Source organism: Venatorbacter sp. C2-1, assembly GCF_022832715.1.
Lineage (GTDB): Bacteria > Pseudomonadota > Gammaproteobacteria > Pseudomonadales > Oceanobacteraceae > Venatoribacter > Venatoribacter alkanivorans.
The window spans coordinates 3287426-3310856 of sequence record NZ_CP094879.1 but is presented as its reverse complement, the minus strand read 5'-3'; the positions used below and the strand labels follow the sequence as shown (position 1 = coordinate 3310856).

Below are 23431 nucleotides of genomic sequence, written 5' to 3'. Positions count from 1 at the left end.
CGGCGTTCTTTTTACCGGGAGGATGTGCCTGTACGGGAGCGATTTCCGTTGAGTAACTGATGATCGGCATTGGCGGGTATTCAGCTCAGACGAAAGCTTAGAATCATGGTTTTTAATTTGTCGGCGATATTTGCCAGCTCCGACGATTTACTGCCGGTCGATTGGGCGGCTTCGCGGGTATAGACTGCAATTTCCTTGGCTTCCTGCAGGTGTTGATTAATTCCACTGATAACGGTGCTTTGCTCTTCACTGGCGGCAGCAATTTCAGAGTTCAGATCGTTAACGGTGTTCAGGCTGCCGAATAATCCCAGAATCTGTTCGTTGGCTTTGGCAAAAGATACGGCCATGGATGCGCTGGCTTCCGTACTGTTGGTCATGGCCTCAATTGAACGACTGGCGCTTTGTTTCAGGTTTTCAATCAGCCCCTGGATTTCTCCGGTACTGCTCTGGGTTTTACTGGCCAGGTTGCGCACTTCGTCGGCGACTACGGCAAACCCCCGGCCTTGTTCACCAGCCCTTGCCGCTTCGATGGCTGCATTAAGCGCCAGCAAATTGGTTTGTTCGGCGATGCCACGGATTGTCTGCAGAATGCCGTAAATACCGTCGACCTGAGCACTCAAGTTGCCTACGTCGCGATAATGCCGGTCAGATCATTAAACTGGCCATTCAGGGTGCGGATATCGTTGCTCAGGATTTTACCATCACGATCAACGTCGGAAACCTGATTGTGCGCTTCCTGCACATTCCGGGCGATGTCGCTGGAAGCCGTGATCAGTTCATTGGTGGCGGAGGTAACATTCACCATAATGCAGCTCAGATTTGCTGCTTGGGTTAAATTACCGTCGGCATTTGTCTTCAGCACCGAAGTGCTGTTATTCAGTCCGTCGGATACCTCATTAATCCCTTTACTGTGGGTTCAATGCGATTCATAAAATGGTTCAGGCCATTTCCCAGCGCGCTGAGTTCGTTCATATCCCGTGCCTGCAGGCGATAGGAGAGCGGGGTAGCGGGATCGGCGATGCGGATAACACCTTCAGCCAGATTATTCAGACCGGCGGTAATGCGTTTAACGCTGGTCAGCGCAACGAAAACCAGAACCGGAATCGCGATTTCGGCTTTTTCATAAAAAATTGTCTCCAATTCGCGGCTGATGAGCTTGCGCAAAGCGTCTTCATCCGGAACCGCTGGCATAGCGACGATCTGCGGCTGAGGCTGTCGACCAGGTAATCGCGTTGGGCAAGCATGTCGATGACCGCTTTCGTGATGATCACAAACAGCGTCAGTAGGGCCGGAAGGGCAGAAGCAATGATTAGTTTTCGTTGGGCGCTCATATCAGCTGTCCGTTGGATAGGTAGTAATACTGATAATCCTGGTAGCAACTTCCGTAGATGCCCGGTTTACGGATAAACCGCGCTGCAGGCTTGCCACATTGGCAGCTTTGGTCCTGAGTGGGACCGGAAACAATTGACCATTACACTAGTTGCACCCCTAAAAAGTCGATGGCGTTGATGTATGATCTTGCGCGCTTTCATCGACTTCATTTTAGGTCGTAATTGGAATATGTAACTTCGGATATATCGTATTTTCTGTAAAAATCGATGCTATTTGTTAAACCCTAATTGGTTAGATATATATTCTACGCGATCTGAAACCTTACCTTTCACAACCGTGTAAGCAATGTCACGCTGGTTAAGTTCTTTCTCGTACCACTCCTGTTGACGTTGGCGGAACGCCGGATCTTGCCGCGTACCATCCTGAACAAAGTCAAAATCTGCGGCACACAGAAATACGTGGTCATAGTGTCGGGTGGCTAGCACTTCTAACGCTGGATCTACGCGGTCAAACAAAACCTGGGAATATAGAGCTGTGGTGAGTGGGCTGGTATCGCATACGAGCCATTTATTGGCTTTTTGTGCGAGAGCCTGTTCACGAGCGACCTGAGTTTGTCCGATATGGAGCATATCTTCGAATATAAGTTTGCCATTGCGCTCATCCCAGCACTCCCGACCATATTCTGGTGCCCATTGTGTCGCTAACTCCGAAGCCAGTGCTTCTGCCAACGTCGTTTTACCCGTGGACTCGCCACCAAGCAGCAGAATTCGTTCTACAAAATCGGCGTAGACTTCAGGTGCCATAAAGTGCCTCAAACTGTGCGGGCCAGCGCGTAGCTGTGTCCCGGATACGGGAATCTTCTGTCGATAGCGATCGACACTTTGGTGTACCGTCTCTGGAGCTTGAGGATCTGTTTGGCGAAAGTACTTCGTGAGTTCGGCTGCAAACCCATCTCCGTAATCTTCACTGGTGAATACTGCGTCTATGTGAGTATTAAACAGGTGCTGACATAGCCAGCCGCAGAAGTAGCGGTGGTCGTTGTCAGGGGCATCGTTGTCAGGGATATCCGGCGGGTTGTCTATACCCTGGCTAGTGGCGGCGCGTTTTAATTCGCTTTGATCCAGAACCAATATTGGCAGTTTTGGGAAGCGTTGGCGCAGCCAGGATTCGCGACGGGAGCGATTGCATTCCGGCAGCTCGGGTTCACTGTACGAAATCAGATAAAGATTTTCACATTCCGCCTGAGCCTGAGTGATCAGAAATTCGTGACCTAAGTGCAAAGGACTGAATTTTCCGACCACCAGACCGTTGATAAAGCGTTGCTGGTTAAGCTGGGGCATTGGCTGATGTCGTTGCGTCTATATCTTTTGTGAACAGTGAGCGCCAGTAGAAGAATGCGATGATGGCATTCACCCAATAGCAAGCGTACAGGAAAGACGTGAGATACAGCTCGCGACTAGCGAAAAGGGGCACTGCAATGGTGTTGACCAGAAGCCAGAACCACCAGGCTTCGAGGCGGCGCTGCATCAGTAACCATTGTGCAATAACGCTGAATGTCAGGACAAGTGAATCTAGAAGTGGTGCATAGGCGTCAGTGAAACGGTGGAGTATTAGTGCGTATAACGAGGCGACAAGCAGACCAAGCGGTGCAATTAGTGCAACATGGCGCAGACCTGCACGGGTGACTGGCCTTGCCTGACCATTATTTCCGCGTCGCCAATGCATCCAGCCATAAGCACTGGTGGCAACAAAAAATATCTGCAGCGTTACATCGGCATAAAGCTGAGCCTGAAAGAACAGTAGCCCAAACAATACACAACCAATAATGCCGGTCCACCATGTGTGTACGCTGTTACGCCCAGCCAGCAGAATAGAAATGGTGGTTATCAGATTGCAGGCGATTTCCAGCGCACTCATTGCAGTGTTCCTTCTTTAAGGTTGCTTGTGTATTGCATAATTTTGTCTTCGCTCCCAATGGACTTTACCGAAATCGGCTGGTTTCCAAAGACAGACGCTAAAGCGTCAAGGCTGGCGGTTGAGTAATGCATAGAGACCGGTGCTAGGGATAAACAAAGTGAGCCGTCCGCGTCCTGATGCAATCCGAACTGAGCCAATGGCAGTGATTTTAATGCGTGAGTGATGTCGATATTGTTGACCCAATCTCCGCTTTGCGTAAGGAATCTCACCGGACTACGTCCGCTAAGACCTGTAAGCAAAGGGCCTTCTGGCGAGTAGGCGAGTGAAGCGTAATCGCCAGTACGATAACGCAGTAGTGGCAGGCAGAAGTTAAATCCACCGGTCAGTGTAATGTCGCCGCGTTGACCCGGGGGGACGGGTTTACCTTCAGTATCCAGAATTTCGACATACAATTCCGGCTGGAGTAAGAGATGTCCATTGAGATTTGCATCAAATACTGCGACTGGACCAGATTCATTCAGCGAATAAATGTCGAGCACGGGGGCGCTGAAATGGGATTCAAATTCATTCTTCAGGCCTTGCGATAACATCATTCCAACGGAAATGAGCGCCTTCGGACGGGTACTTAATGGCAAAGTTTTCAGCGCGCTCAGGGACAATGGATCACCCGTATATATTTCGGCGTTCAGTGCATCAAGATAGGCTTCACGGTCAGAAGGGCTAGTCCAGTCGTCTGGGTGCAGATTGATCTTTGCCAGGCCCGACTCGCCCAATTGTGGAGTGACAGAAATATACGTGAAGCAACGACGTTGATGACCAACCAGAACAACCCCTACTTGTTCAGGTCCTTCGCTTAGTTCAATTCCGAACCGGCGGAGTGCCCGGCGATGAAAGCACAGATATGTCGCAGCGATACGGGGATGTGAAGGTAACAATAATGGATTGCCACTGGTGCCTGTGGTCTGAAAATTGATCATGCGATCGAGTGGGGCGCTGTCAGGCACAAAGGCGGTAATGTCGCGACTGAAATCCGCTCGGGTCACTGGAGTTATGTCGGTAAATTGGGGCACTTGTCCCTGCGACCGGTAAAATGGGACGTCGTGATACACGTTATCAACAAATGTATTCAGCCATTGTGGAAGTTGACGATCATTCCAGTCGACGCTGCTGTTATTCAGTTTTCGCTCGTAGTCAGCCAGCAGGTTCAGGTCGTCGGAGGTCAGCTTATTGCCGCTACTATTGCGGTAGATTGGTGCCTGCGGATGTTCGCGAAGAAATTTGAGCATCCGGGCGCCGTCTTCGCTCAGAGTAGGATAACGTTCCGGGTCGAAATACGAATTCATTCCCGTGTCCACTTGTCGGCAGATTCTGCAGCCGCCTGCTTTGCGAGAGCTTCACGGATAGCCCGTGCGCGGGCTTCTGCTTCGCGACTTTCCTGCAGCAGACGATTGCGCTCAGTCGTGCTCAGGGCACTGAGACGATCTGTCGCTTGTGTAATACTTTCGCCAGCGGGGCGGTAGTCGAGACGCGCCAGAAGGAAACGCGCAAATTCTTCACGGCGATCACTGTCATTAATGTATTTGGTTGCCGTACAGACATCGGCGAGTTGCTGTATCGCCTTATCGAGCAGGGACAGCAGTGCATCGGCATCATGTAATGTGCTCTTAAACCACTCATCGTTCAGTACCCAGATGGCCAATGCTACCAACCTCAGTCGGTTGTGATCCTTTTCTGAATGACTGCCAATGAATCTCTGCAGTTGTTCAACAGTGGCCTGATGGCCGACCTGGCGGAGAATATCGTGCACCAGCGCGGCAACTGCGAGGTCGCCACGGCCATGCACCTTCGGATCATCCAGAAAATCTGCTGGTGTGGCAGATATCCGGCGCAACAGGTGTTGCAGATCTGGTCCAATGTTATTCACGCTGAAATCCTTGTCATTGAGTTCACCGGGATTATTCCGCGTTAAATTTGGCTGATGGGAGAGTAACTGAGCGCTGACCATAGTGCCGGTGGGAGAATTCACGGGCAAATTCGAGCAATTGAGCAAGATCTGTCACGGCATAAATCTCCCAACCTTGCTGATCCCGTGCCTTGCGCAGGTCGTTTGCGTAGGTGGCGTTCTGTGTTGTCCATTCGCGATACAGGTTCAGAGCCATGGTGCCGCCGGCACGGCCCTTTTCCAGAGCCATTGCAGCGATATCCCAACCGCTGTTGCCCCGCTCATCCTGATCAAACATGGTGGTGATACCGTCATCGGATATGTGCAGGATATGACAGTCGCGATCCTGGACATCACGCTGGGCAAAGGTGTCGCGCAGTTTGTGAATCGGAAACGCTGTAGCCCCTCCGAAATGGCCGGTTAATATACTCAGAATGCTGTCTTCGTCACGAACGAATCCTGTGGTGGAGATACACTGGTGTTTGCCGCTCCATAACGTGGCTTGCACGCGCGCTCCGCTGCGTAGAGCCGACAGACAGATAACGGCTCCCGCGAGAGCCATATAAGAAATACGTTGCTGCGGGGTTGGCATAGAGCCTGAGCTGTCGACATAGATATCCAGATCCACTGGGCGTGTCGCAGGTTCTGCACCCGCCACCATGCCATACCGGCGTTTCAATGTGGTAATTCCTGGCACTGGCTGTGGTGAATAGCTGAGGCTCTGTAGCCAGTCGATTTCGTCCAGAGCGTCACCCATCTCCCATACATCGAGTCCTTCCATCAGTGGCTCCAGAGTCTGTGGTGCCGCACGTTTAGGAAATGGGATCAGATAGGGTAAAGCGGCTTCGCGGTAGTAGCGGACAGCCAGTTCATGGTCGGTGAGCTTCAGGCCTGCTGCACGCAGAATTTCGCCATATTCGAACGGTTCCCGGCGTTGTCCCCGGCCGGGAATTATCTGTTCATCCCGTGGAGTGTCTGATGCTGCTTCTTCATCGGGTTCAATGCCTGTGATCAGAGGGTCTTCCGACGGGTGTAACTGCGGCACCTTTTCATCATCGTCAAAATCAATCAGACCTGTGGGTTCGCAGTCCTGACCTGCTGATTGAGTATCCATGAGTTGTTGAAGAGCTTTTTCCTGCGCTTCTTTTTCCTGCTCTGCCGCATGTAGATAGGGCAGCAGTAACGCGGCAAATCGCGCTCCACCGGTCAACCAGTCATTGGCGTACACCCGCACCAGACGCGCTCCCAGCCACGCATGAGTATTGAACAGACTGTTTTCGACCATTACGCCGAGCGCACCGCGATCAAGTTGCCATAAAACTTCGTAAATCCGCAGGTAGAGGGCCCATACACCTGGCTTCCGTATAGGATCGTCATGATCGACCAGGCGTTGATAGATGGCGTGCATACGCAGCCCGCTTTGTCGTTGCAGGCGATCGTTGATCAGCAGGTCGGTATAGAGGTTCGCCACCATTGGCGCGTGTTGCTCAAGTGTTGGCAGGCCCTGGCGGATTCGTGCCAGCAGTCGATAGTGATCACTGGCGTTGGCCGGAGCTAATACATGGTGGCCGATTTCGTGGGCCAGAACCTCTACTGCATAATCTTCCAGTTTCAGCCTTTCTATGCCTTCGAGATCGACGACCACACTCTGATCGGATAGCCGGATCATGGCGAAACTGCTGGTTAATCCTTCTTTGGCTGCAGTTACGGACGATTGACAGAGGTTAGGATCAGACAAGCGCGTGAATTGACTCCAGACGGCCAGAGCCTGCGGCCATGCTGATTGCCAACGTTCCAACAGTGAAAGGGGCTTTGCAGATCCAGTCATAATAAGGGCACGATACTGATGGAAAAACTGTAGGGCGAAGTCAGTGCAGCAGTGTATGCATTCCAGGCCAGTTGTAACCCATCGGCAGGTAGCGGAATGACAATCGAAGAATTCGCATAGATCAGAGTATTGGCACTTAGCTTGGGTGATCTGCCTTCCCTTGCCGCATGTCCGGCACTGACAAATTCAGCCAGGGTCGCCGGTAGCAATACAGCACCAAAGCCATCGGCGATCAGCTGGAAACAACGGTCGCTGCTTTTGACGATAAAGCCATCGTGGTTTGCACGTACTTCGGGTGGCTCTGCAAACTGTCCTCCAAGCCCGGTGAACGCGCCTACCTCAAGAGCCTTGTCTGAGCGCGCTATCAGCCAGGGATTCTGTTCTGCAAGTCGCAGTTGTTCCTGCACGTCACGCTCTGGCGCCAAATCAAGCAGCGTGCAACCGATATGTGGAAGACGTGCTGCCGCTTGTAATGCAGGCAAGCGGAAGTGAGCTGCACCAGCGCGCCAGGCCGCGAGCACTCCGAGTTGCAGCAGATCATCGGGAGCGGTAAGGCTACTACCGTATTTTTTGAGTAGTTCCAGCCATTGATTAGGGCGGGCAGCGGGCAGAGCTTCGAGATTGAGCAGTGCATTGCACAAGGCGCTGATCAATCTCGAAGGGCGGTCAGCCATAGCCGATGTCAGGGTTGGTAGGGTGTCTTGCCATAACGCTGCGAGTAACTTCCCCCGGGGGTGAGCGCCTGTCAGTTCGCGGCCCACGAGATCCAGCGCAATGTCGAACGCCGAGCTGGCAAAAGCACCGCGGTTTGCCGCGTCGATACTGACGATCACCGGATCGACGCACTCTTGCAGAAACAGGCTGAATACATCGGTATTAAAACCGCGGTAGCGGTGGCGAGCTTCGGCGACCCGGGCATTAAACTGCGGCCTGCCAGCACGCAGCAGTTCAGCAAATTCGGTAGAAATACTCATCGTTGCAACTGCAGCCAATGCAGATAATTGGTGTAACGCTGGTGCAGATATTTCAGTTTGAGTAAGTCATCGTAGATATGGCCATAGAGCTTCCGGCCTTTACACCATTCTCCGACCAGTCGCTCGATTCTGCCTATTCTTGTCCGGACTTCACTTTCCGTGAGCCCATCTAACCCAGCAGAAAACTCGAGATCAAGTTGTTGCACCGGATCATCGTGATCCAGGCCCAGACGTTCAAATTCTGCATTGGAGAGATCAAACAGATGGCGTAGCCAGCTTATGCTGTCTGAACGGAAGGCGGCATTTTGAGGTAACGCGAAAAACGGTGCATCCAGGTCGGGCGTCAATTTGTCGTTCAAAACGAACGGCAGAATCTGACGCAGATCTTCGAGCTCGACAGAGGTGTTGCCGCGGAAATAGGCCAGCGACTTAGCGTAAATAATAAGCGTCATCAGATTGCGCACCGACAGGCCATTCAGGGTCTGGCAGCCGAGGTCTTTGAGACGGTCACGACCGTTATCGGCCGCGACCAGTTGTGCCCAATCGATGGCCGCTAATCGGGCAGTGTCTTTGGTCATGTACTCGAACTGAGCACCGGCGGCTTCTGACAATTCAAACTGACTGGAGAAAAATTCCAGACGGCGGCGCAGCGGTGGCGGCAGTTCGATCTTAAGAATATCCGCGTTCATCTGATCAATTTCGGCTTCAGTGAACACAATGTCTTTCGGAACCACTTCTTCTGGTCGCAATCCTTCTTCTATTCGCACCAGTAGTTCGCCAAGAAAGCGTGGATTGAACGCCAGTGCCTGTACTATCACGTCAATACGGTCGCGCAGTGCCTCAATTACCTGATAGGTGCCGCCACCCTGATCGTCGTTTGCGGTTAGATACCAGGCGGAATCCGGGCATTCGAAAACATGGTTCAGCACTTCGGCGTAGTTGTCGCCCATGACCGTTAGCAGCGCGCTCTGAGTGCGGGTTGGGATGCGGTTATATTCGTCGATGATCTTGACCCGCATGCCCAGCCAGTTGCGCCAGGCGATACGGATGTCTTCCATACGCTGGGCACCGACGAGATCCGCGGGTAGAGGATTTCCCAGCAGATCCGCGATAGTCATTTGTGGATGGCCGTGCTGCATGGCCCTGCGTACTTCTTTTACCGGGTATCCGGCGAGTATGCCCATGAGAATGGCACTGGCTGTTTTACCGCGCCCCGGACCGCCGACAAACAAACACTTACGCCGGGTAGCGAAGGTAAGCAGAGGGAGTAACACGTAACTTGAATAGCTCTGTGCTGACGGCAGTGTAAGGCGTCTTTTGCTGTCACCGACAATGAAACTCTGTGGTGGAGTGAGGTTATATTCAATGTCGTAGTGCGGACTGATGATCGCACTGTTCACAATCCAGAAATACGCCTGACGCAGCTTCTCATCCAGAGCGATGGCAGTTGGTGCCGGATCAAACTCGGATTGCAAAGGGCCCTGATAGAGATCCGCCACATCAAACTGCTTCGGTCGGGTGACTCGTTGCGGATTGGTGGGGGCAGCAGAAACGCGTTGGAAAATTTTGAAAGGCATCAACTATCCCTTTTGCGGTACTGTATTCGCATTTTCTTTTAAACAAGGATGATGCGTCAGCTCGCTTAGATTCGCAATTGGGCAGGAGAGTTATTGGGGCTGCATCGAGATATTTAAATTAAAAATTATCATCAAGTTTGACTCGTCAGGTTCTATTCATTTGCTAGATTTCATAAATATAATCAAGAAAATAAAAAGCCCCTGGTGCGAGTTCTATGGGGGATTGCACTCGGTATATCAATGTACCTCGCCCTTCGGGCTGCTTCGCAGTGCAAAACGGCTGTCCAGCCTTTTTTGGAACCCAACTGTGGCAGGTGCAGAATCCCCGCTTCAGCAAGTAAAAAAGGCCCGGCGCTTTCGCGTCGGGCCTTCTCTATTTGTATGGTGGAGATGGCGGGATTTGAACCCGCGTCCGCCAATCCTCCACTAGAGGATCTACATGCTTAGCCGTCTCTATTGATTTAGTTCGTCACGGGCCGAGGGGCAGGCCGTTCAGAACGAGCTCGATTAAGTTTAACCTTTCAGCTCCGAGCGAAGCATCCGGGCGATCCTGTAAGACGTCGCCCTCGTCCCCCGGCTACAGGAACCCGAGTTCGGAGGTAAGCGGGCTTAAGCCGCTAGTGCGTAAGTTTCGTCGTTTGCGACTATAACTATGTATAACGTTTATTTACGAGATCGCTATACACTCTCGGCATGCACCCATAGCTTTGTAATCAACGTCGAATCCTAATCATCCCCGAATTCGTCGCCTGCTACTTGCTCAGGTCTTAGTGTCTTATATGAGGGCAGTCTGGTGTTTTTCAACCCCTGTCTGCCCGCAAACAAGATGAGTCAGCTTACCACAGTTGTCTGACATCTGTCAGCGTGTGGTGTGCTTCATGATCCGTTCTTTCTGCTTGGCCCAGTCGCGGTCTTTGGATGCATCGCGCTTATCGTGGCTTTGCTTACCTTTGGCCAGAGCAATTTCTGCTTTGACGTTGGGGCCTTTCCAGTAAATTGCAGTGCAGACGCAGGTGTAACCTTTGGCCTGGATTTTTTGATTCAGGCGGTCGATTTCACGGCGGTGCATCAGCAGTTTACGCTCACGCCGCGGTTCGGTAACGATATGGGTAGACGCCTGCTTCAGCGGTGTGATCAGGGCGCCACTCAGCCAGGCTTCGCCTTTATGCATGACGATATAGGAATCGACCAGCTGACATTTACCTTCGCGCAGCGCTTTTACTTCCCAACCAGTCAGCACCAGTCCTACTTCCAGTTTGTCTTCCAGGAAGTAATCGTGACGGGCTTTTTTGTTGAGGGCGATCGTGCCGCCATTTGTTTTGGGTTTTTTCTTGGTACTCATGGCCGCGAGTATAACTGACGAAGTGTAGAAAAGGCAGTAGCTGTAGCGCTGCTTTGGGTTGAGGCGAGGGGGCAAATCCCGGACAATACGCCGAACTGAAGATTGGGTAAAAAGAACGATGAGCGCAGACAAACGCGGAATGCACGGTATTTGGGGTAGCCGCTGGACATTTATTCTGGCCGCCACCGGATCGGCTGTCGGGTTGGGGAATATCTGGAAGTTTCCATATATCACGGGTGAAAACGGCGGCGGCGCTTTTGTTCTGATGTATCTGGTCTGTATTCTGATTGCTGGTGTTCCGGTGATGATGGCCGAGGTATTGCTGGGCCGCAAAGGCCGGATGAGCCCTATTCATACCATGCAGGCGCTGGCGCGCGAGAATAATGCCCCACGGCTGTTTTCCGGTATTGGCTGGATGGGGGCAGTATCCGGTTTCTTTATTCTGTCGTTTTACAGTGTCATTGCTGGCTGGACGCTCGCTTACGTCGGTAAGTTAGCCTCGGGCGAGTTTGCCGGAGCAACGGGGGAAGTGGCAAAGGCGTCCTTTGGTGGATTGTTGAGTGATCCGTGGATGCTGCTCGGATTGCATACCTTTTTTATGCTGATGACCGGCTTTGTTATTGCCCGTGGCGTTAAGCACGGACTTGAAGACAGTGTTCGCCTGCTCATGCCTATGCTGTTCCTGATGCTGATTCTGCTGCTGGGCTACAGCATCACGACGCCGGGTTTTGTACAGGGCTGGGATTTTCTCTTTACCTTTGATTTCAGCAAACTGACGACCCACAGTGTTGTGGTTGCTCTGGGTCATGCATTTTTTACCCTGAGTCTGGGGATGGGCGCGATCATGGCATACGGCGCTTATATGCCGGCTCAGGCCTCGCTGGGTAAAACTATTCTGGCGGTTGCGTTTCTGGATACTCTGGTCGCTCTGGTCGCTGGTCTGATTATTTTTCCTATCGTATTTTCGCATGGACTGGAGCCGGCATCCGGCCCTGGCCTGATATTCCAGACACTGCCTATCGCCTTTGGCGCATTACCGGGCGGGACGTTAATTGGCACTGTATTCTTTGTTCTGGTCGTCATTGCGGCCTGGAGTTCGGCGATTTCTATTGCCGAACCGGCGGTAGCCTGGGCAGTAGAGAATGGTTTCAGCCGCGCCAAGGCAACCTTTGGTGTTTGCTTTCTGGCCTGGTTGCTGGGGATTGGTTCGGTATTGTCATTCAATGATTGGGGCGATGAACAGTTCTTCGTAACCGAAACCATCGCCACGACCGTGGCTGACGCGAGTACCGGCGAAGAAATCCAGAGCAGTGAATCTGTATTCCACCTGTACGCCAACACGACAGAACTGAATGCTGAGCCGCTGGCGGACGGGGCTGAGCGCAGCGTGAAGGGCAAGACGTTCTTCGACCTGCTCGACTTTATTACTGCCAACGTCATGATGCCGCTGGGTGGCGTCTTTATCGCCATCTTTGTCGGCTGGTTTATGTCGCGTGAGTCGGTGGCTGCCGAAGCCCGGGTAAAAAGCCCACTGCTGTTTAATATCTGGCGATTTATGGTGCGTTATATTTCGCCGGTTGCGATCTTTATTATCTTTGTTGAAGGCCTTTCCTGAGACGGCAGAGAGTGAGTGCGAATGACCAGTATTACGCGCAGTGCGTTGGTGATGCATACCGCAGAGCAGATGTTTGATCTGGTAAATGATGTGCGCCGCTACCCTGAATTTCTTCAGGGTTGTCAGGCAACAGAAGTGCTGGCTGAAGGTGAGGATTTTATTGAAGCCCGGCTGACCATTGCCAAGGCGGGTGTTAATCAGAGCTTCAGTACCCGCAACACACTGCAACGTCCGGAACGAATGGAAATGCGGTTGGTGGATGGGCCATTTACGCACTTTCATGGCGTCTGGCATTTTTATCCGTTATCCGATGAAGCCTGCAAGGTGTCTTTGGATATGGATTTTGATGTCGGTAATAAACTGGCGGGTGTGGCCCTGGGGGCAGTTTTTAAACAGGTTGCCAATATGATGGTGGATGCCTTTGTTAAGCGAGCAAAAGAAATTTATGGCTGACATGATTCGTGTAGAAGTAGCGTACGCCTTACCACATAAGCAAAAAATCCTCAGTGTTGAGGTTGAAGAAGGTACGAGCATGATTGATGCGGCTCGCCAGTCGGGAATTGAAGTTGAGTTCCCGGAGTTAGTATTGGCGGAGGCGAAGTTCGGTATCTTTGGCAAAGCATCGCGTGCACCGGAAACGGATGTCGTGCGGGATGGTGATCGTATAGAAATTTATCGTCCGCTGCTGATTGACCCCAAGCAGGCGCGGGCTAACCGGGCGGCCAAGGCACAGAAGTAAGCGCTTTACTCGCCACGCCAGAGAGTGCAGAAACAGAGCACAAAAAAGCCAGGCGATGCCTGGCTTTTTTGTGCTTAAGAGAGTGTATCTCAGATATCGGTTGGCACGGTGTTAACCGATTTTTCCTCTGTCGGCAGGGTTTTCAGCTGATCTTCTTCTTTGAAAGCCTGCTCTGGCAGAGTGCCGGTGTAATGGGTGTAGTTTCCCTGAGCATCGAAGTAAACGCTGATGGTGTAATTTTTGATAACCTTATCGCGCTGTTCAAGGGTATACAGATAGTCCCAGCGCTGTTGCTCAAAAGGATTCCGAACCACCGGATTGCCCATCACATAAGCCACCTGACGGGAATTCATGCCGGGTTTCAGTTGTTCCAGCATATCCGCAGTCACAATGTTGCCTTGCTGCACGTTCAGTTTATAGACGCCAGGGAAGACACAGCCGGAAAGGGTTGCAAAACCGAGTAAAAGGGTCAGAATTGGGATTCGCATAATAATTGGTGTTGTCTCTGAGTGCGTTTGTAGTTGCATAGTTGTTGCGTTGTGACTTAGACCCGCGATAATACCCGATAATTCAAGTTGCTGTGAAATATTCGAGGAAAGCAATGTCCGATCAGAACGTGGAGTTGCGTAAAGCAGGCCTTAAAGTCACTTTGCCACGAGTGAAAATCCTGAGCATTCTGGAAACCAATATCGACGCACATATGAGTGCTGAAGATGTCTATAAATCTCTGATCGAAGCAGGCGAAGATGTTGGTCTGGCGACGGTTTACCGCGTACTGACCCAGTTTGAAAGTGCGGGTCTGGTAACACGCCATAATTTTGATGGCGGTCACTCGGTGTTTGAGCTGGCGCGTGGCGAGCATCACGATCATATGGTAAACGTTGATGACGGCACCGTGATTGAGTTTACCAATGCGCAGATTGAGCGCCTGCAGCATGAAATTGCCGAAGAACACGGCTTTGATCTGGTTGAGCACAGTCTGGTGCTGTACGTACGCAAGAAAAAATAATCCTGCGCGACAGACATAAAAAAAGCAGCCATTGGCTGCTTTTTTTATGTCTGTCGGTTACCGCTTCTGCGTATCAGTATCGCCGTGCTGGCACCGGTCTATCTGACCAGTGCCAGCATCTCCTGCGCATGCGCCAGGGTTTGTTTGGTGATATCGACGCCGCCCAGCATCCGCGCAATTTCCTCTGAGCGCTGTTTCTCACTCAGTTCACGTAGCTGGGTGTGGGTGGCGCTGTCACCACTGATTTTGCTTACCTGATAATGCTGATGTGCCTGAGCGGCGACCTGCGGCTGGTGGGTGACACAGAGCACCTGGCTGTCTTTGCCCAGTGTCCGTAGCAGGCGGCCAACGCGCTCGGCGGTACCGCCACCGATACCCACATCGACCTCATCAAAAATCAGACAAGGTGTTTCGCTGACGGCAGCGGTTACCACCTGAATGGCCAGACTGATACGGGCCAGCTCACCGCCAGAGGCGACTTTGGCCAGTGGGCCGCCGGGCATGCCCGGGTTGGTCTGTACAAAAAAGCCGATCTGGTCGATGCCATGTTTGTTGCCGTGCTCGGTACTGCCGGCTTCAACCTGAGTGATAAAGCGGGCGCGACCCAGAGCCAGTGCTTCAAAGTGTGATTCAACTTCTCTGTCCATGCGCGCAGCGGCGGTCTGACGGGCACTGCTGAGCTGTTGTGCCAGTGTGCTGTATTCTGCCTGCAGTTCCTGTACCTGCTGTTCCAGTTCGGCCAGATCTTCGTCGCTGAGATTCAGGCTGGCGAGCGCTTCTTCCTGCTCCTGCCAGTAAGAGTGCAGTTGTTGTGGCTGAATCTGATGCTTGCGCGCCATGCTGTACAGGTCACTGAGGCGGCTTTCTACCTGTTGCAGCCGGTGCGGATTGATATCGACCAGCTCAAGGTAGTGCTGCAGCGAACGACCGGCTTCTTCCAGCTGGATTTGCGCCTGTTGCAGCAAATCCCGGGCTTCGTTCAGCAGCGGATGCTGGTCGTCGATATTATCGAGGCGGGTAATGGCCTGATAGGTCAGCTGGGTTGCAGCCAGCTCGCCGTTGTCGTCACCATAACAGGCAGCCATCGCATACTGGCCGTTAAGCAGCATACTTTCGGCATTGGCCAGACGTTTATGTTCGGCTTCCAGCTCGTCCAGCTCGGTCTCTCCCGGTGCCAGCTGGCGCAGCTCTTCAACCTGATAGGTCAGCAGCTGGCGCTGGGCGGTTACTTCGGCACTTTCTTCCTGCAGCATGGCAAGGCGTTTGGCGTGTTGCTGCCACTCGGACCAGACCAGGGCGACCTCGGTTGCCTGCAGCTGCAGCCCGCCAAAGGCATCCAGCAGCTGGCGCGGGGTGTCTTTCTGCAGCAGGCGCTGATGGGCATGCTGGGAGTGAATTTCGATCAGATACTGACCGATGTCTTTCAGGTCGTTGGCGGATGCGGGGCGACCATTGATATAGCCGCGTGAACGGCCTTCGGCGGAAATAATACGGCGCAGGATTACCCAGTCATCATCGGCGGGAATATCCCGCTGTTGCAGCCATAACCGCGCCTGTTCGTTCAGTGTGAATGAGGCGGACACTTCGGCTTTTTCGGCATTGTTACGCACACAGCCGGCGTCGGCCCGCTCGCCGAGCGTTAGCCCGAGCGCATCAAGCAGAATCGATTTACCCGCACCGGTTTCGCCGGTAATCACCGACATACCGGGTTGCAGTTCAAGTTCCAGCTGATCGACTAACGCAAACTGATGAATGGACAGATGAGCCAGCATGGTCATGCTCCGTATCTGAATGGATATACAGTGTTTTTATATACAGTATAAGATTCTGTCAAGAGAATGTTGCAGCTCTGCCCTTGAATCTCATCCGTTCGTCCCCCATATAGCCGACAGTTTCGAAAATAGTGACCGAGGAAAGATAGATGTCGGAAGAGCAGAAGGTTCAAGAAGAACTCCAGGAACAACTGGACACTGAAACTCCGGTGGATGCGGCGGATGCCACTGCCACAGAATCTGCTGATGATCAGCTTGCCGGCGCACTGCAGGAAGTGGCCGAGCTGAAAGAACAGGTGTTGCGTGTTCAGGCGGAAATGCAGAACGTACGCCGTCGTGCTGAGCTGGATGTGGAAAAGGCCCATAAGTTTGGCGTTGAGAAGTTTGCCAACGAAATGCTGGCGACCGTCGATAATCTGGAACGCGCGCTGGCTGCGGCTGTTGCCGATGATGAAGCGACAAAAGCGATTCGCAAAGGAGTGGAAATGACCCTGAGCGGCCTGGTTGCCGGTCTGGAAAAATTCAAGGTGGAAAGTGTAGATCCGGTTGGTTCTGCGTTTAATCCGGAATTCCATCAGGCAATGGCCATGGTTGAGAATCCGGATGCCGCACCGAATACCGTTATTGCGGTGATGCAGAAAGGTTACACCCTGCAGGGACGTCTGTTGCGTCCGGCAATGGTGGTGGTGAGTAAAGGCGCACCACAAATCGACGAAAGCGCCTGATTTTATTGTTACCGGGGGCCTTGAAAGCCTGTTTCCCGGACTTATATAGAAAGCAACACAAATACAACGGTTAATAGTTCACGCAGCGTAAGCTGCCATGAATGGAGAATTGAAAAATGGGTAAGATTATCGGTATCGACCTGGGCACCACCAACTCCTGTGTGGCAATCCTGGATGGCGACAAAACCAAAGTGATTGAAAACGCTGAAGGCGATCGCACCACTCCTTCCGTCGTTGCTTATGCTGACGACGAAGTGCTGGTTGGCCAGTCAGCCAAGCGTCAGGCCGTCACCAACCCGAACAACACCCTGTTTGCGGTTAAGCGTCTGATCGGTCGTCGTTTCAAAGACGACGTAGTACAGAAAGATATCTCCATGGTTCCTTACAAAATCATGGAAGCCGATAACGGTGATGCCTGGGTAGAAGTAAAAGGCGAAAGATATGCGCCACCACAAATCTCTGCTGAAATTCTGAAGAAAATGAAGAAAACCGCAGAAGATTATCTGGGCGAGAAAGTAACCGAAGCGGTTATTACCGTACCGGCTTACTTTAACGACTCTCAGCGTCAGGCAACCAAAGACGCCGGTAAAATCGCTGGTCTGGAAGTTAAGCGTATCATCAACGAGCCAACCGCTGCGGCTCTGGCTTATGGTATGGATAAAGAAGGCGGCGACCGCACCATCGCAGTATACGACCTGGGTGGTGGTACCTTCGATATTTCCATTATCGAAGTGGCTGACGTTGACGGTGAAAAACAGTTCGAAGTACTGGCAACTAACGGTGACACTTTCCTTGGTGGTGAAGACTTTGACCTGCGTCTGATCGAATATTTAGCGGCTGAATTCAAGAAAGAAAGCGGCATCGATCTGCACAACGATCCACTGGCTCTGCAGCGTCTGAAAGAAGCCGCAGAAAAAGCCAAGGTTGAGCTGTCTTCTTCTCAGCAGACTGACGTTAACCTGCCGTACATCACGGCCGATGCGACTGGTCCTAAGCACTTAAACGTGAAAGTGACCCGCGCCAAGCTGGAGTCTCTGGTTGAAGAGCTGGTAACCCGCTCGCTGGAGCCTTGCCGTATCGCACTGAAAGATGCCGGCCTGAGCTCTGGTGAAATTGACGAAGTAATTCTGGTGGGCGGTCAGACCCGTATGCCTCTGGTGCAGAAGAGCGTTGCTGACTTCTTCGGTAAAGAACCACGTAAAGACGTGAACCCGGATGAAGCGGTGGCTGTTGGTGCTGCGATTCAGGGCGCGGTTCTGTCCGGTGATGTTAAAGACGTTCTGCTGCTCGACGTAACGCCGCTGACTCTGGGTATTGAAACCATGGGTGGCGTTGCGACTGCGGTTATTGAGAAAAACACCACGATTCCGACCAAGAAATCTCAGGTGTTCTCAACCGCCGATGACAACCAGACTGCGGTAACCATTCACGTGGTTCAGGGCGAGCGTAAGCAGGCTGCGCAGAATAAATCACTGGGTCGTTTTGACCTGGCCGATATTCCGCCGGCACCACGCGGTATGCCACAGATCGAAGTAACCTTTGATATCGACGCTAACGGTATTCTGAACGTGAGTGCGAAAGACAAGGCTACCGGTAAAGAGCAGTCGATCGTCATTAAGGCTTCTTCTGGTCTGAGCGATGAAGAGATCGAAAAAATGGTTGCTGATGCAGAAGCGAATGCGGATGCTGACCGTCAGTTCGAAGAGCTGGTGCAGGCACGTAACACTGCCGATGGTCTGATTCACGCAACCAAGAAAACTCTGGAAGACGCGAAAGACAAGGTAACCGATGACGAGAAAACCGCCATCGAAAAAGCCATCGCCGATCTGGAAGCTGTGATCAAAGGCACCGATAAAGAAGAAATCGAAGCCAAGACTCAGGCTCTGACTGAAGCATCCAGCTCTCTGGCTCAGCGTCTGTATGCCGAGCAGGCTCAGGCCCAGCAGGGTGGTGCGGAAGCTCAGTCCGGTAATCAGGACGATGACGTTGTTGACGCCGAGTTCGAAGAAGTTAAAGACAAGTAATTAACGGCTGCATCAGTCGTTAAGCGGACGCGGCAGTTTTCTTTCGGAAGCTGTCGCGTTTTGCTTTGTTATCACACCTCAGAAACGCCTGTGCGCGTGCTGGGTTTGTTCCTGTCGCCAGCGTTAATCAGCTTGTGGCGGCAGACAAAAAAACAGGTGAAGTATGTCTAAGCGAGATTATTACGAGGTTCTGGGCGTCAGTAAGGACGTCGATGGGCCAACACTGAAAAAAGCTTACCGTAAGCTGGCGATGAAATATCACCCGGACCGCAATCCGGACGATAAAGATGCGGATGCCAAATTTAAAGAAGCAACCGAAGCTTACGAAGTGCTGGGCGATGAGCAGAAGCGCCGTGCCTATGACCAGTACGGTCATGCCGGAGTTGATGGTCAGGCTGGCGGCGGCTTTGGCGGTGGCGGTGCTAACTTCAGCGATATTTTCGGTGATGTATTTGGCGATATTTTTGGCGGCGGTGGCCGTGGCCCGCGTGGTGGTCCGCAGCGTGGTTCTGACCTGCGTTACACCATGGAGCTGACACTGGAAGAAGCGGTGCGTGGTGTGGAGAAGAAGATCCGCATTCCAACCCTGACCGCCTGTACCACCTGTGACGGCAGTGGCGCCAAGCCAGGCACTAAACCCAAAACCTGTAATACCTGTCATGGTGCCGGTCAGGTGCGTATGCAGCAGGGCTTCTTCTCGGTACAGCAGACCTGTCCGAGCTGTCGTGGTCAGGGTACGCAGATTGATGATCCCTGCACCAGCTGTCATGGCCGTGGCGTAAAAGAAGAAACCAAGACCCTGTCGGTGAAAATTCCTGCTGGTGTTGATACCGGCGACCGTATCCGTTTGTCCGGTGAAGGTGAAGCGGGAGCCATGGGTGGTCCGGCCGGTGATCTGTATGTGCAGGTCAGTGTGCTGGAGCATAAGCTGTTCCATCGTGATGGGCGTAACCTGTATTGCGAAGTACCGATCAGTATTGTCGATGCGGCACTGGGTGCTGAACTGGAAGTACCAACGCTGGATGGCCGGGTAAAACTGAAAATCCCGGCAGAGACCCAGAGTGGCAAACAGTTTCGTCTGCGCGGCAAAGGTGTGCTGCCGGTACGCGGTGGCCCGGCGGGTGATCTGCTCTGCCGTGTGCAGGTCGAAACTCCGGTCAGCCTCAATACTGAGCAGAAAGATCTGCTGATGAAGTTCCAGGCTTCTCTGACCGGTGAGAAACACTCGCCGCAGAAGAAGAGCTGGTTTGAAGGCGTGAAGAAGTTCTTTGAAGAAATCTGAGCGGCTTTAAACCCTGCAGGCGTGGCCTTCGGGCTGCGCCTCGCATCTCCTGCCGAATCGCTATATCCTTAGCGCCATTCTGAAATTCTGTCTGGGTATTTTTACATGACACGCATTGCAATTACCGGTGCTGCCGGACGTATGGGACGGGTGCTGATCGAAGCAGTCCGTAATGCTGACGACGCAGAACTTGGAGCAGCCATCGTTCTGGCTGATGATCCGCTGGCGGGTGTTGATGCCGGTGCTATTGCTGGTTTGGGCGTTACGCTTAATGTTGCTGCGGCAACTTCTGTTGAAGCCGTGCTGGATCAGTTTGATGTGCTGATCGACTTTACCGCACCAGCGGCCACCATGGCCAATATCGAACTGTGCCGTAAGGCCGGTAAAAGTATTGTGATTGGCACCACCGGTCTGAGTGACGAACAGAAAGCTGAGATGAAAGTTGCAGCAGCGGATATGAGCATTGTCTTTGCGCCAAATTATTCGGTTGGTGTGAATCTGTGTCTTAATCTGCTGCGCATGGCTGCTTCAGTTATGGGTGAAGACAGCGATATCGAAGTGGTGGAAATGCATCACCGTCACAAAGTGGATGCACCATCCGGTACCGCATTGCGTATGGGCGAAGTGGTCGCAGAAACCCTCGGCTGGGATTTAAAAGAAGTCGCGGTTTATGGTCGTGAAGGTTACACCGGTGCCCGTCCGCAGAAGCAGATTGGTTTTGAAACCATCCGTGGCGGCGATGTGGTCGGTGATCATACCGTGATGTTTGCTACCGAAGGTGAGCGTGTGGAAGTGACGCACAAAGCACAAAGCCGTATGACCTTTGCCAAAGGTGCAGTGCGTGCCGCTAAGTGGGTCAGCACTCAGCCAAATGGTCTGTACGACATGCAGGATGTATTGGGCTTCTGATACCTTTCTGAATATAAAAAAGCCGCTCAATGAGCGGCTTTTTTATGGCTGGGGGGCAGGCCTCAGGCTTTAACGCCCAGCATATGATCGAAACCTCGCTCGACCATTTTTTCCATGCCGCGCGGTTTGCCGTTCGGATCAAATACCATCGATACCAGCATCTGGGCATTACCAAGCGCCCAGCGGGCACGTTCTTTCGGCGCCAGCCCCTGCTCCAGGATACCTTTCTTGATGCCTTTGTCGATTTGCTTGGCAATCAGCTCCAGTAATTTATTCTGGAATTCCAAATACTGTGGCCAGATTTCATCACGTACCGAAGCGCTCCATTCCAGCCAGACTTTAATGTAATCCGGGTTTTCTTCGCAGGCATTCAGGAATGCTTTAACGTGTGAACGGATGGCTTCCAGAGGGTTGTCTTCTTCTGCGTAAACGGACTCGGCCAGATTCAGCAGAAAGTTTTCTACTTCTTCCAGAACGGCTTCAACCAGAGCTTCGCGGGTTTTAAAGTAATTAAATACCGTTGCTACGGATACTCCACCGATCTCGGCAATCTCTGTATGACCGCCCCGGCCGATTCCGCGGCGGGCAAATACTTCAACAGCATTGGTTAATAATAAGCGCTTACGCTCTTCCGGTTGCAGACGACGACGACCATCTACGGCTACAGGCATGGGGCAGACCTCTTCATTTTGGTTTTAATTGTTGTTGTCCTTATTTTTTGACTTATCAGTCAGATATTTAATTGTTTAAAAATATCTTTAACTGTTAATAAGCCAGGCAGTAGTTTTCCCTCTCAATAGATAACAATGAAATGACTCATTTGATTCTGAGTGAAGTAATATTAAGTGTATATTTGTATGTTACAGAATGTAATCTTATGTAACTCGCTATTTAGTACCAGAGTTATCAGTAAATTTCAGGGGCCTTGCCTGGTGTTGCTGACCTTCGGGGAGTACTCGGTCTGGCTTGCTTTTGGCTCAGCTTGCAGGTGAGGGATGGGGGAAATACGGAATGCAGCCGGCTGGTGCACTGTTAACGTACAATCCACCACCTTTAATGGACACAAGACCCTGTTTTCAGTATCATTTAGGGTTAGTTTATACACGCACTGCGGTGATCGTTTTTTGTCGCCGGAATCCGCTATCAGTCCATAGCGAGTCATAAGCGGGATGGAGTCAATTTGTCGCCATTCCGCTTTTTTACGACTGCAGATTCTGGTTCTGACCTCCTCCGGCCCGGTGCGGTAGTCTGCAAGTTTATTCTTTGTTCGGGGATTTAGCCTTGTCTACGCCAGCCATTCTAGCTCTTGAGGACGGCAGTATCTTCAAAGGTACCAGCATCGGTGCCGAAGGCCTGTCAGTGGGAGAAGTTGTTTTCAACACCTCCATGACCGGTTATCAGGAGATTCTGACCGACCCTTCCTACGCCAACCAGATCGTCACTCTGACCTATCCACACATTGGTAACTACGGTACCAACAGCGAAGATGAAGAATCCAATGGCATTTATGCCAAAGGTCTGGTGATCCGCGACCTGCCGCTGATCGCATCCAACTTCCGCAGTGAACAGGCACTGGATGTTTACCTGAAAGAGCGCAATGTGCTGGGCATTGCCGATATCGATACCCGCCGCCTGACCCGTATTCTGCGTGAAAAAGGCTCCCTTAATGGCTGCATTCTGGCGGCTGCAGATGCGCATTCTGAAGAGAATGTGGCGAAGGCGCTGGCCGAAGCCAAAGCTTTCCCGGGCCTGAAAGGTATGGATCTGGCGAAAGAAGTGACTGTTAAAGAAGCTTACAGCTGGACTCAGACTGACTGGACGCTGGGCAAGGGTTATGGCGAGCTGAGCGAACCAAAATTCAAAGTCGTGGCGTACGACTTCGGCGTTAAGCGCAATATCCTGCGTCTGCTGGCTGAGCGTGGTTGTGAGCTGACTGTTGTTCCGGCACAGACTCCGGCTTCTGAAGTGCTGGCAATGAATCCGGACGGTGTTTTCCTGTCCAACGGCCCTGGCGATCCGGAGCCTTGTGATTACGCCATCAAAGCGATTCAGGAGATTCTGGAAACCAATATCCCGGTGTTCGGTATCTGTCTGGGTCACCAGCTGCTGGCTCTGGCCTCCGGTGCCAAGACCATGAAGATGGGTCATGGTCACCACGGTGGTAACCACCCGGTGCAGGATCTTGAATCCGGCAAGGTGATGATTACCTCACAGAACCATGGTTTTGCGGTAGAAGAGAGCACTCTGCCAGCCAACCTGAAGGCGACCCATAAGTCGCTGTTCGATGGCACGCTGCAGGGTATCGCCCGCACTGATAAGCCTGCCTTCAGTTTCCAGGGTCACCCGGAAGCCAGTCCTGGCCCGCGCGATGTCGCGCCGTTGTTCGACCACTTTATTGATTTGATTGTTGCTGCCAAGGCCGCCCAATAACAGGACAGACTGAG

Annotated in this window: 23 protein-coding genes and 1 other RNA gene; 9 read left to right on the top strand and 15 right to left on the bottom strand. The window is 52.3% G+C overall.

What is annotated here, in order from left to right:
- Positions 1-80: 80 nt before the first annotated feature.
- The 12 genes from MT343_RS14840 to smpB form a co-directional block, all read right to left on the bottom strand.
- On the bottom strand, positions 81-620 hold the full coding sequence (locus MT343_RS14840) for a methyl-accepting chemotaxis protein (RefSeq protein WP_186435742.1): 540 nt from the start codon (positions 618-620) through the stop codon (positions 81-83).
- Positions 621-625: 5 nt separating this feature from the next.
- Positions 626-862: a hypothetical protein gene (locus MT343_RS14835; protein ID WP_145466167.1), complete on the bottom strand. Its 237-nt coding sequence runs from the start codon at positions 860-862 to the stop codon at positions 626-628.
- A gap of 14 nt (positions 863-876) precedes the next feature.
- The gene (locus MT343_RS14830; protein ID WP_145466166.1) at positions 877-1191 is read right to left on the bottom strand and encodes a methyl-accepting chemotaxis protein; all 315 of its coding nucleotides are present in this window, start codon (positions 1189-1191) and stop codon (positions 877-879) included.
- A 410-nt stretch (positions 1192-1601) separates the two neighbouring features.
- On the bottom strand, positions 1602-2672 hold the full coding sequence (locus MT343_RS14825; protein ID WP_145466164.1) for an AAA family ATPase: 1071 nt from the start codon (positions 2670-2672) through the stop codon (positions 1602-1604).
- Complete coding sequence (gene pnuC, locus MT343_RS14820; protein WP_145466162.1) at positions 2659-3249, bottom strand: nicotinamide riboside transporter PnuC; 591 nt, start codon at positions 3247-3249, stop codon at positions 2659-2661. The genes MT343_RS14825 and pnuC overlap by 14 nt, the downstream gene beginning before the upstream one ends.
- Positions 3246-4592, bottom strand: a complete 1347-nt coding sequence (locus MT343_RS14815) for an AMP-binding protein (protein ID WP_145466161.1) — start codon at positions 4590-4592, stop codon at positions 3246-3248. The genes pnuC and MT343_RS14815 overlap by 4 nt, the downstream gene beginning before the upstream one ends.
- Positions 4589-5173: a hypothetical protein gene (locus tag MT343_RS14810; protein WP_145466159.1), complete on the bottom strand. Its 585-nt coding sequence runs from the start codon at positions 5171-5173 to the stop codon at positions 4589-4591. Before MT343_RS14810 ends, MT343_RS14815 begins: the two co-directional genes overlap by 4 nt.
- Before the next feature lie 31 nt (positions 5174-5204).
- Entirely contained in the window at positions 5205-6860 is a 1656-nt protein-coding gene (locus tag MT343_RS14805; protein ID WP_222428428.1) for a hypothetical protein, read from the bottom strand.
- Between the two features lie 155 nt (positions 6861-7015).
- Positions 7016-7993 carry a hypothetical protein gene (locus MT343_RS14800; protein WP_145466155.1) on the bottom strand — a complete coding sequence of 326 codons (978 nt, stop codon included), beginning with the start codon at positions 7991-7993 and terminating at the stop codon, positions 7016-7018.
- Positions 7990-9570 carry an AAA family ATPase gene (locus MT343_RS14795; RefSeq protein ID WP_186435741.1) on the bottom strand — a complete coding sequence of 527 codons (1581 nt, stop codon included), beginning with the start codon at positions 9568-9570 and terminating at the stop codon, positions 7990-7992. The genes MT343_RS14800 and MT343_RS14795 overlap by 4 nt, the downstream gene beginning before the upstream one ends.
- A gap of 382 nt (positions 9571-9952) precedes the next feature.
- Positions 9953-10308, bottom strand: a transfer-messenger RNA (tmRNA) gene (gene ssrA / locus MT343_RS14790).
- A 121-nt stretch (positions 10309-10429) separates the two neighbouring features.
- A complete protein-coding gene (smpB, locus tag MT343_RS14785) occupies positions 10430-10912 on the bottom strand; it encodes an SsrA-binding protein SmpB (protein ID WP_145466151.1) in 483 nt (160 codons plus the stop codon).
- A gap of 118 nt (positions 10913-11030) precedes the next feature.
- Between smpB and MT343_RS14780 the strand changes: the two genes are divergently transcribed.
- Genes MT343_RS14780 through MT343_RS14770 form a run of 3 tightly spaced genes read left to right on the top strand, consistent with a single transcriptional unit; the run spans position 11031 to position 13266 of the window.
- Complete coding sequence (locus MT343_RS14780) at positions 11031-12527, top strand: sodium-dependent transporter (protein ID WP_145466148.1); 1497 nt, start codon at positions 11031-11033, stop codon at positions 12525-12527.
- Between the two features lie 21 nt (positions 12528-12548).
- On the top strand, positions 12549-12980 hold the full coding sequence (locus MT343_RS14775) for a type II toxin-antitoxin system RatA family toxin (RefSeq protein WP_145466146.1): 432 nt from the start codon (positions 12549-12551) through the stop codon (positions 12978-12980).
- Entirely contained in the window at positions 12973-13266 is a 294-nt protein-coding gene (locus MT343_RS14770) for an RnfH family protein (protein ID WP_145466144.1), read from the top strand. Before MT343_RS14775 ends, MT343_RS14770 begins: the two co-directional genes overlap by 8 nt.
- 89 nt (positions 13267-13355) lie before the next feature.
- Here MT343_RS14770 and MT343_RS14765 read toward each other — a convergent pair whose 3' ends face one another.
- Positions 13356-13754 carry an outer membrane protein assembly factor BamE gene (locus MT343_RS14765; RefSeq protein ID WP_145466142.1) on the bottom strand — a complete coding sequence of 133 codons (399 nt, stop codon included), beginning with the start codon at positions 13752-13754 and terminating at the stop codon, positions 13356-13358.
- Positions 13755-13867: 113 nt separating this feature from the next.
- Between MT343_RS14765 and fur the strand changes: the two genes are divergently transcribed.
- On the top strand, positions 13868-14275 hold the full coding sequence (gene fur / locus MT343_RS14760) for a ferric iron uptake transcriptional regulator (RefSeq protein ID WP_145466140.1): 408 nt from the start codon (positions 13868-13870) through the stop codon (positions 14273-14275).
- Positions 14276-14373: 98 nt separating this feature from the next.
- Here the strand turns inward: fur and recN are convergent, their stop codons facing one another.
- Positions 14374-16047 carry a DNA repair protein RecN gene (recN, locus tag MT343_RS14755; RefSeq protein ID WP_145466138.1) on the bottom strand — a complete coding sequence of 558 codons (1674 nt, stop codon included), beginning with the start codon at positions 16045-16047 and terminating at the stop codon, positions 14374-14376.
- 149 nt (positions 16048-16196) lie between these two features.
- Between recN and grpE the strand changes: the two genes are divergently transcribed.
- The 4 genes from grpE to dapB all read left to right on the top strand — a co-directional run bounded on the left by grpE (position 16197) and on the right by dapB (position 20987).
- Positions 16197-16772, top strand: a complete 576-nt coding sequence (gene grpE / locus MT343_RS14750; protein WP_145466136.1) for a nucleotide exchange factor GrpE — start codon at positions 16197-16199, stop codon at positions 16770-16772.
- A 116-nt stretch (positions 16773-16888) separates the two neighbouring features.
- The gene (dnaK, locus tag MT343_RS14745; protein WP_145466134.1) at positions 16889-18796 is read left to right on the top strand and encodes a molecular chaperone DnaK; all 1908 of its coding nucleotides are present in this window, start codon (positions 16889-16891) and stop codon (positions 18794-18796) included.
- Positions 18797-18959: 163 nt separating this feature from the next.
- Positions 18960-20078 (top strand): molecular chaperone DnaJ, encoded by a 1119-nt coding sequence (gene dnaJ, locus MT343_RS14740; RefSeq protein WP_145466132.1) that lies wholly within the window; start codon positions 18960-18962, stop codon positions 20076-20078.
- Positions 20079-20183: 105 nt separating this feature from the next.
- The gene (dapB, locus tag MT343_RS14735) at positions 20184-20987 is read left to right on the top strand and encodes a 4-hydroxy-tetrahydrodipicolinate reductase (protein ID WP_145466130.1); all 804 of its coding nucleotides are present in this window, start codon (positions 20184-20186) and stop codon (positions 20985-20987) included.
- 62 nt (positions 20988-21049) lie between these two features.
- Here the strand turns inward: dapB and MT343_RS14730 are convergent, their stop codons facing one another.
- On the bottom strand, positions 21050-21658 hold the full coding sequence (locus tag MT343_RS14730; RefSeq protein ID WP_145466128.1) for a TetR/AcrR family transcriptional regulator: 609 nt from the start codon (positions 21656-21658) through the stop codon (positions 21050-21052).
- Between the two features lie 610 nt (positions 21659-22268).
- On the opposite strand from MT343_RS14730, the gene carA reads away from it, so the two are divergent.
- A complete protein-coding gene (gene carA, locus MT343_RS14725) occupies positions 22269-23417 on the top strand; it encodes a glutamine-hydrolyzing carbamoyl-phosphate synthase small subunit (protein WP_145466126.1) in 1149 nt (382 codons plus the stop codon).
- Positions 23418-23431: the final 14 nt, after the last annotated feature.

What these genes read in the sequence shown, in the direction of transcription:
- MT343_RS14780 (WP_145466148.1), top strand. Translation starts at nt 11,031, where the DNA reads ATGAGCGCAGACAAACGCGGAATGCACGGTATTTGGGGTAGCCGCTGG.
- grpE (WP_145466136.1), top strand. Translation starts at nt 16,197, where the DNA reads ATGTCGGAAGAGCAGAAGGTTCAAGAAGAACTCCAGGAACAACTGGAC.
- MT343_RS14800 (WP_145466155.1), bottom strand. Translation starts at nt 7,993, where the DNA reads ATGAGTATTTCTACCGAATTTGCTGAACTGCTGCGTGCTGGCAGGCCG.
- MT343_RS14765 (WP_145466142.1), bottom strand. Translation starts at nt 13,754, where the DNA reads ATGCGAATCCCAATTCTGACCCTTTTACTCGGTTTTGCAACCCTTTCC.
- dnaJ (WP_145466132.1), top strand. Translation starts at nt 18,960, where the DNA reads ATGTCTAAGCGAGATTATTACGAGGTTCTGGGCGTCAGTAAGGACGTC.
- MT343_RS14805 (WP_222428428.1), bottom strand. Translation starts at nt 6,860, where the DNA reads ATGATCCGGCTATCCGATCAGAGTGTGGTCGTCGATCTCGAAGGCATA.
- dnaK (WP_145466134.1), top strand. Translation starts at nt 16,889, where the DNA reads ATGGGTAAGATTATCGGTATCGACCTGGGCACCACCAACTCCTGTGTG.
- MT343_RS14730 (WP_145466128.1), bottom strand. Translation starts at nt 21,658, where the DNA reads ATGCCTGTAGCCGTAGATGGTCGTCGTCGTCTGCAACCGGAAGAGCGT.
- MT343_RS14795 (WP_186435741.1), bottom strand. Translation starts at nt 9,570, where the DNA reads ATGCCTTTCAAAATTTTCCAACGCGTTTCTGCTGCCCCCACCAATCCG.
- fur (WP_145466140.1), top strand. Translation starts at nt 13,868, where the DNA reads ATGTCCGATCAGAACGTGGAGTTGCGTAAAGCAGGCCTTAAAGTCACT.
- dapB (WP_145466130.1), top strand. Translation starts at nt 20,184, where the DNA reads ATGACACGCATTGCAATTACCGGTGCTGCCGGACGTATGGGACGGGTG.
- MT343_RS14815 (WP_145466161.1), bottom strand. Translation starts at nt 4,592, where the DNA reads ATGAATTCGTATTTCGACCCGGAACGTTATCCTACTCTGAGCGAAGAC.
- MT343_RS14770 (WP_145466144.1), top strand. Translation starts at nt 12,973, where the DNA reads ATGGCTGACATGATTCGTGTAGAAGTAGCGTACGCCTTACCACATAAG.
- recN (WP_145466138.1), bottom strand. Translation starts at nt 16,047, where the DNA reads ATGCTGGCTCATCTGTCCATTCATCAGTTTGCGTTAGTCGATCAGCTG.
- MT343_RS14775 (WP_145466146.1), top strand. Translation starts at nt 12,549, where the DNA reads ATGACCAGTATTACGCGCAGTGCGTTGGTGATGCATACCGCAGAGCAG.
- smpB (WP_145466151.1), bottom strand. Translation starts at nt 10,912, where the DNA reads ATGAGTACCAAGAAAAAACCCAAAACAAATGGCGGCACGATCGCCCTC.
- pnuC (WP_145466162.1), bottom strand. Translation starts at nt 3,249, where the DNA reads ATGAGTGCGCTGGAAATCGCCTGCAATCTGATAACCACCATTTCTATT.
- MT343_RS14830 (WP_145466166.1), bottom strand. Translation starts at nt 1,191, where the DNA reads ATGCCAGCGGTTCCGGATGAAGACGCTTTGCGCAAGCTCATCAGCCGC.
- MT343_RS14825 (WP_145466164.1), bottom strand. Translation starts at nt 2,672, where the DNA reads ATGCCCCAGCTTAACCAGCAACGCTTTATCAACGGTCTGGTGGTCGGA.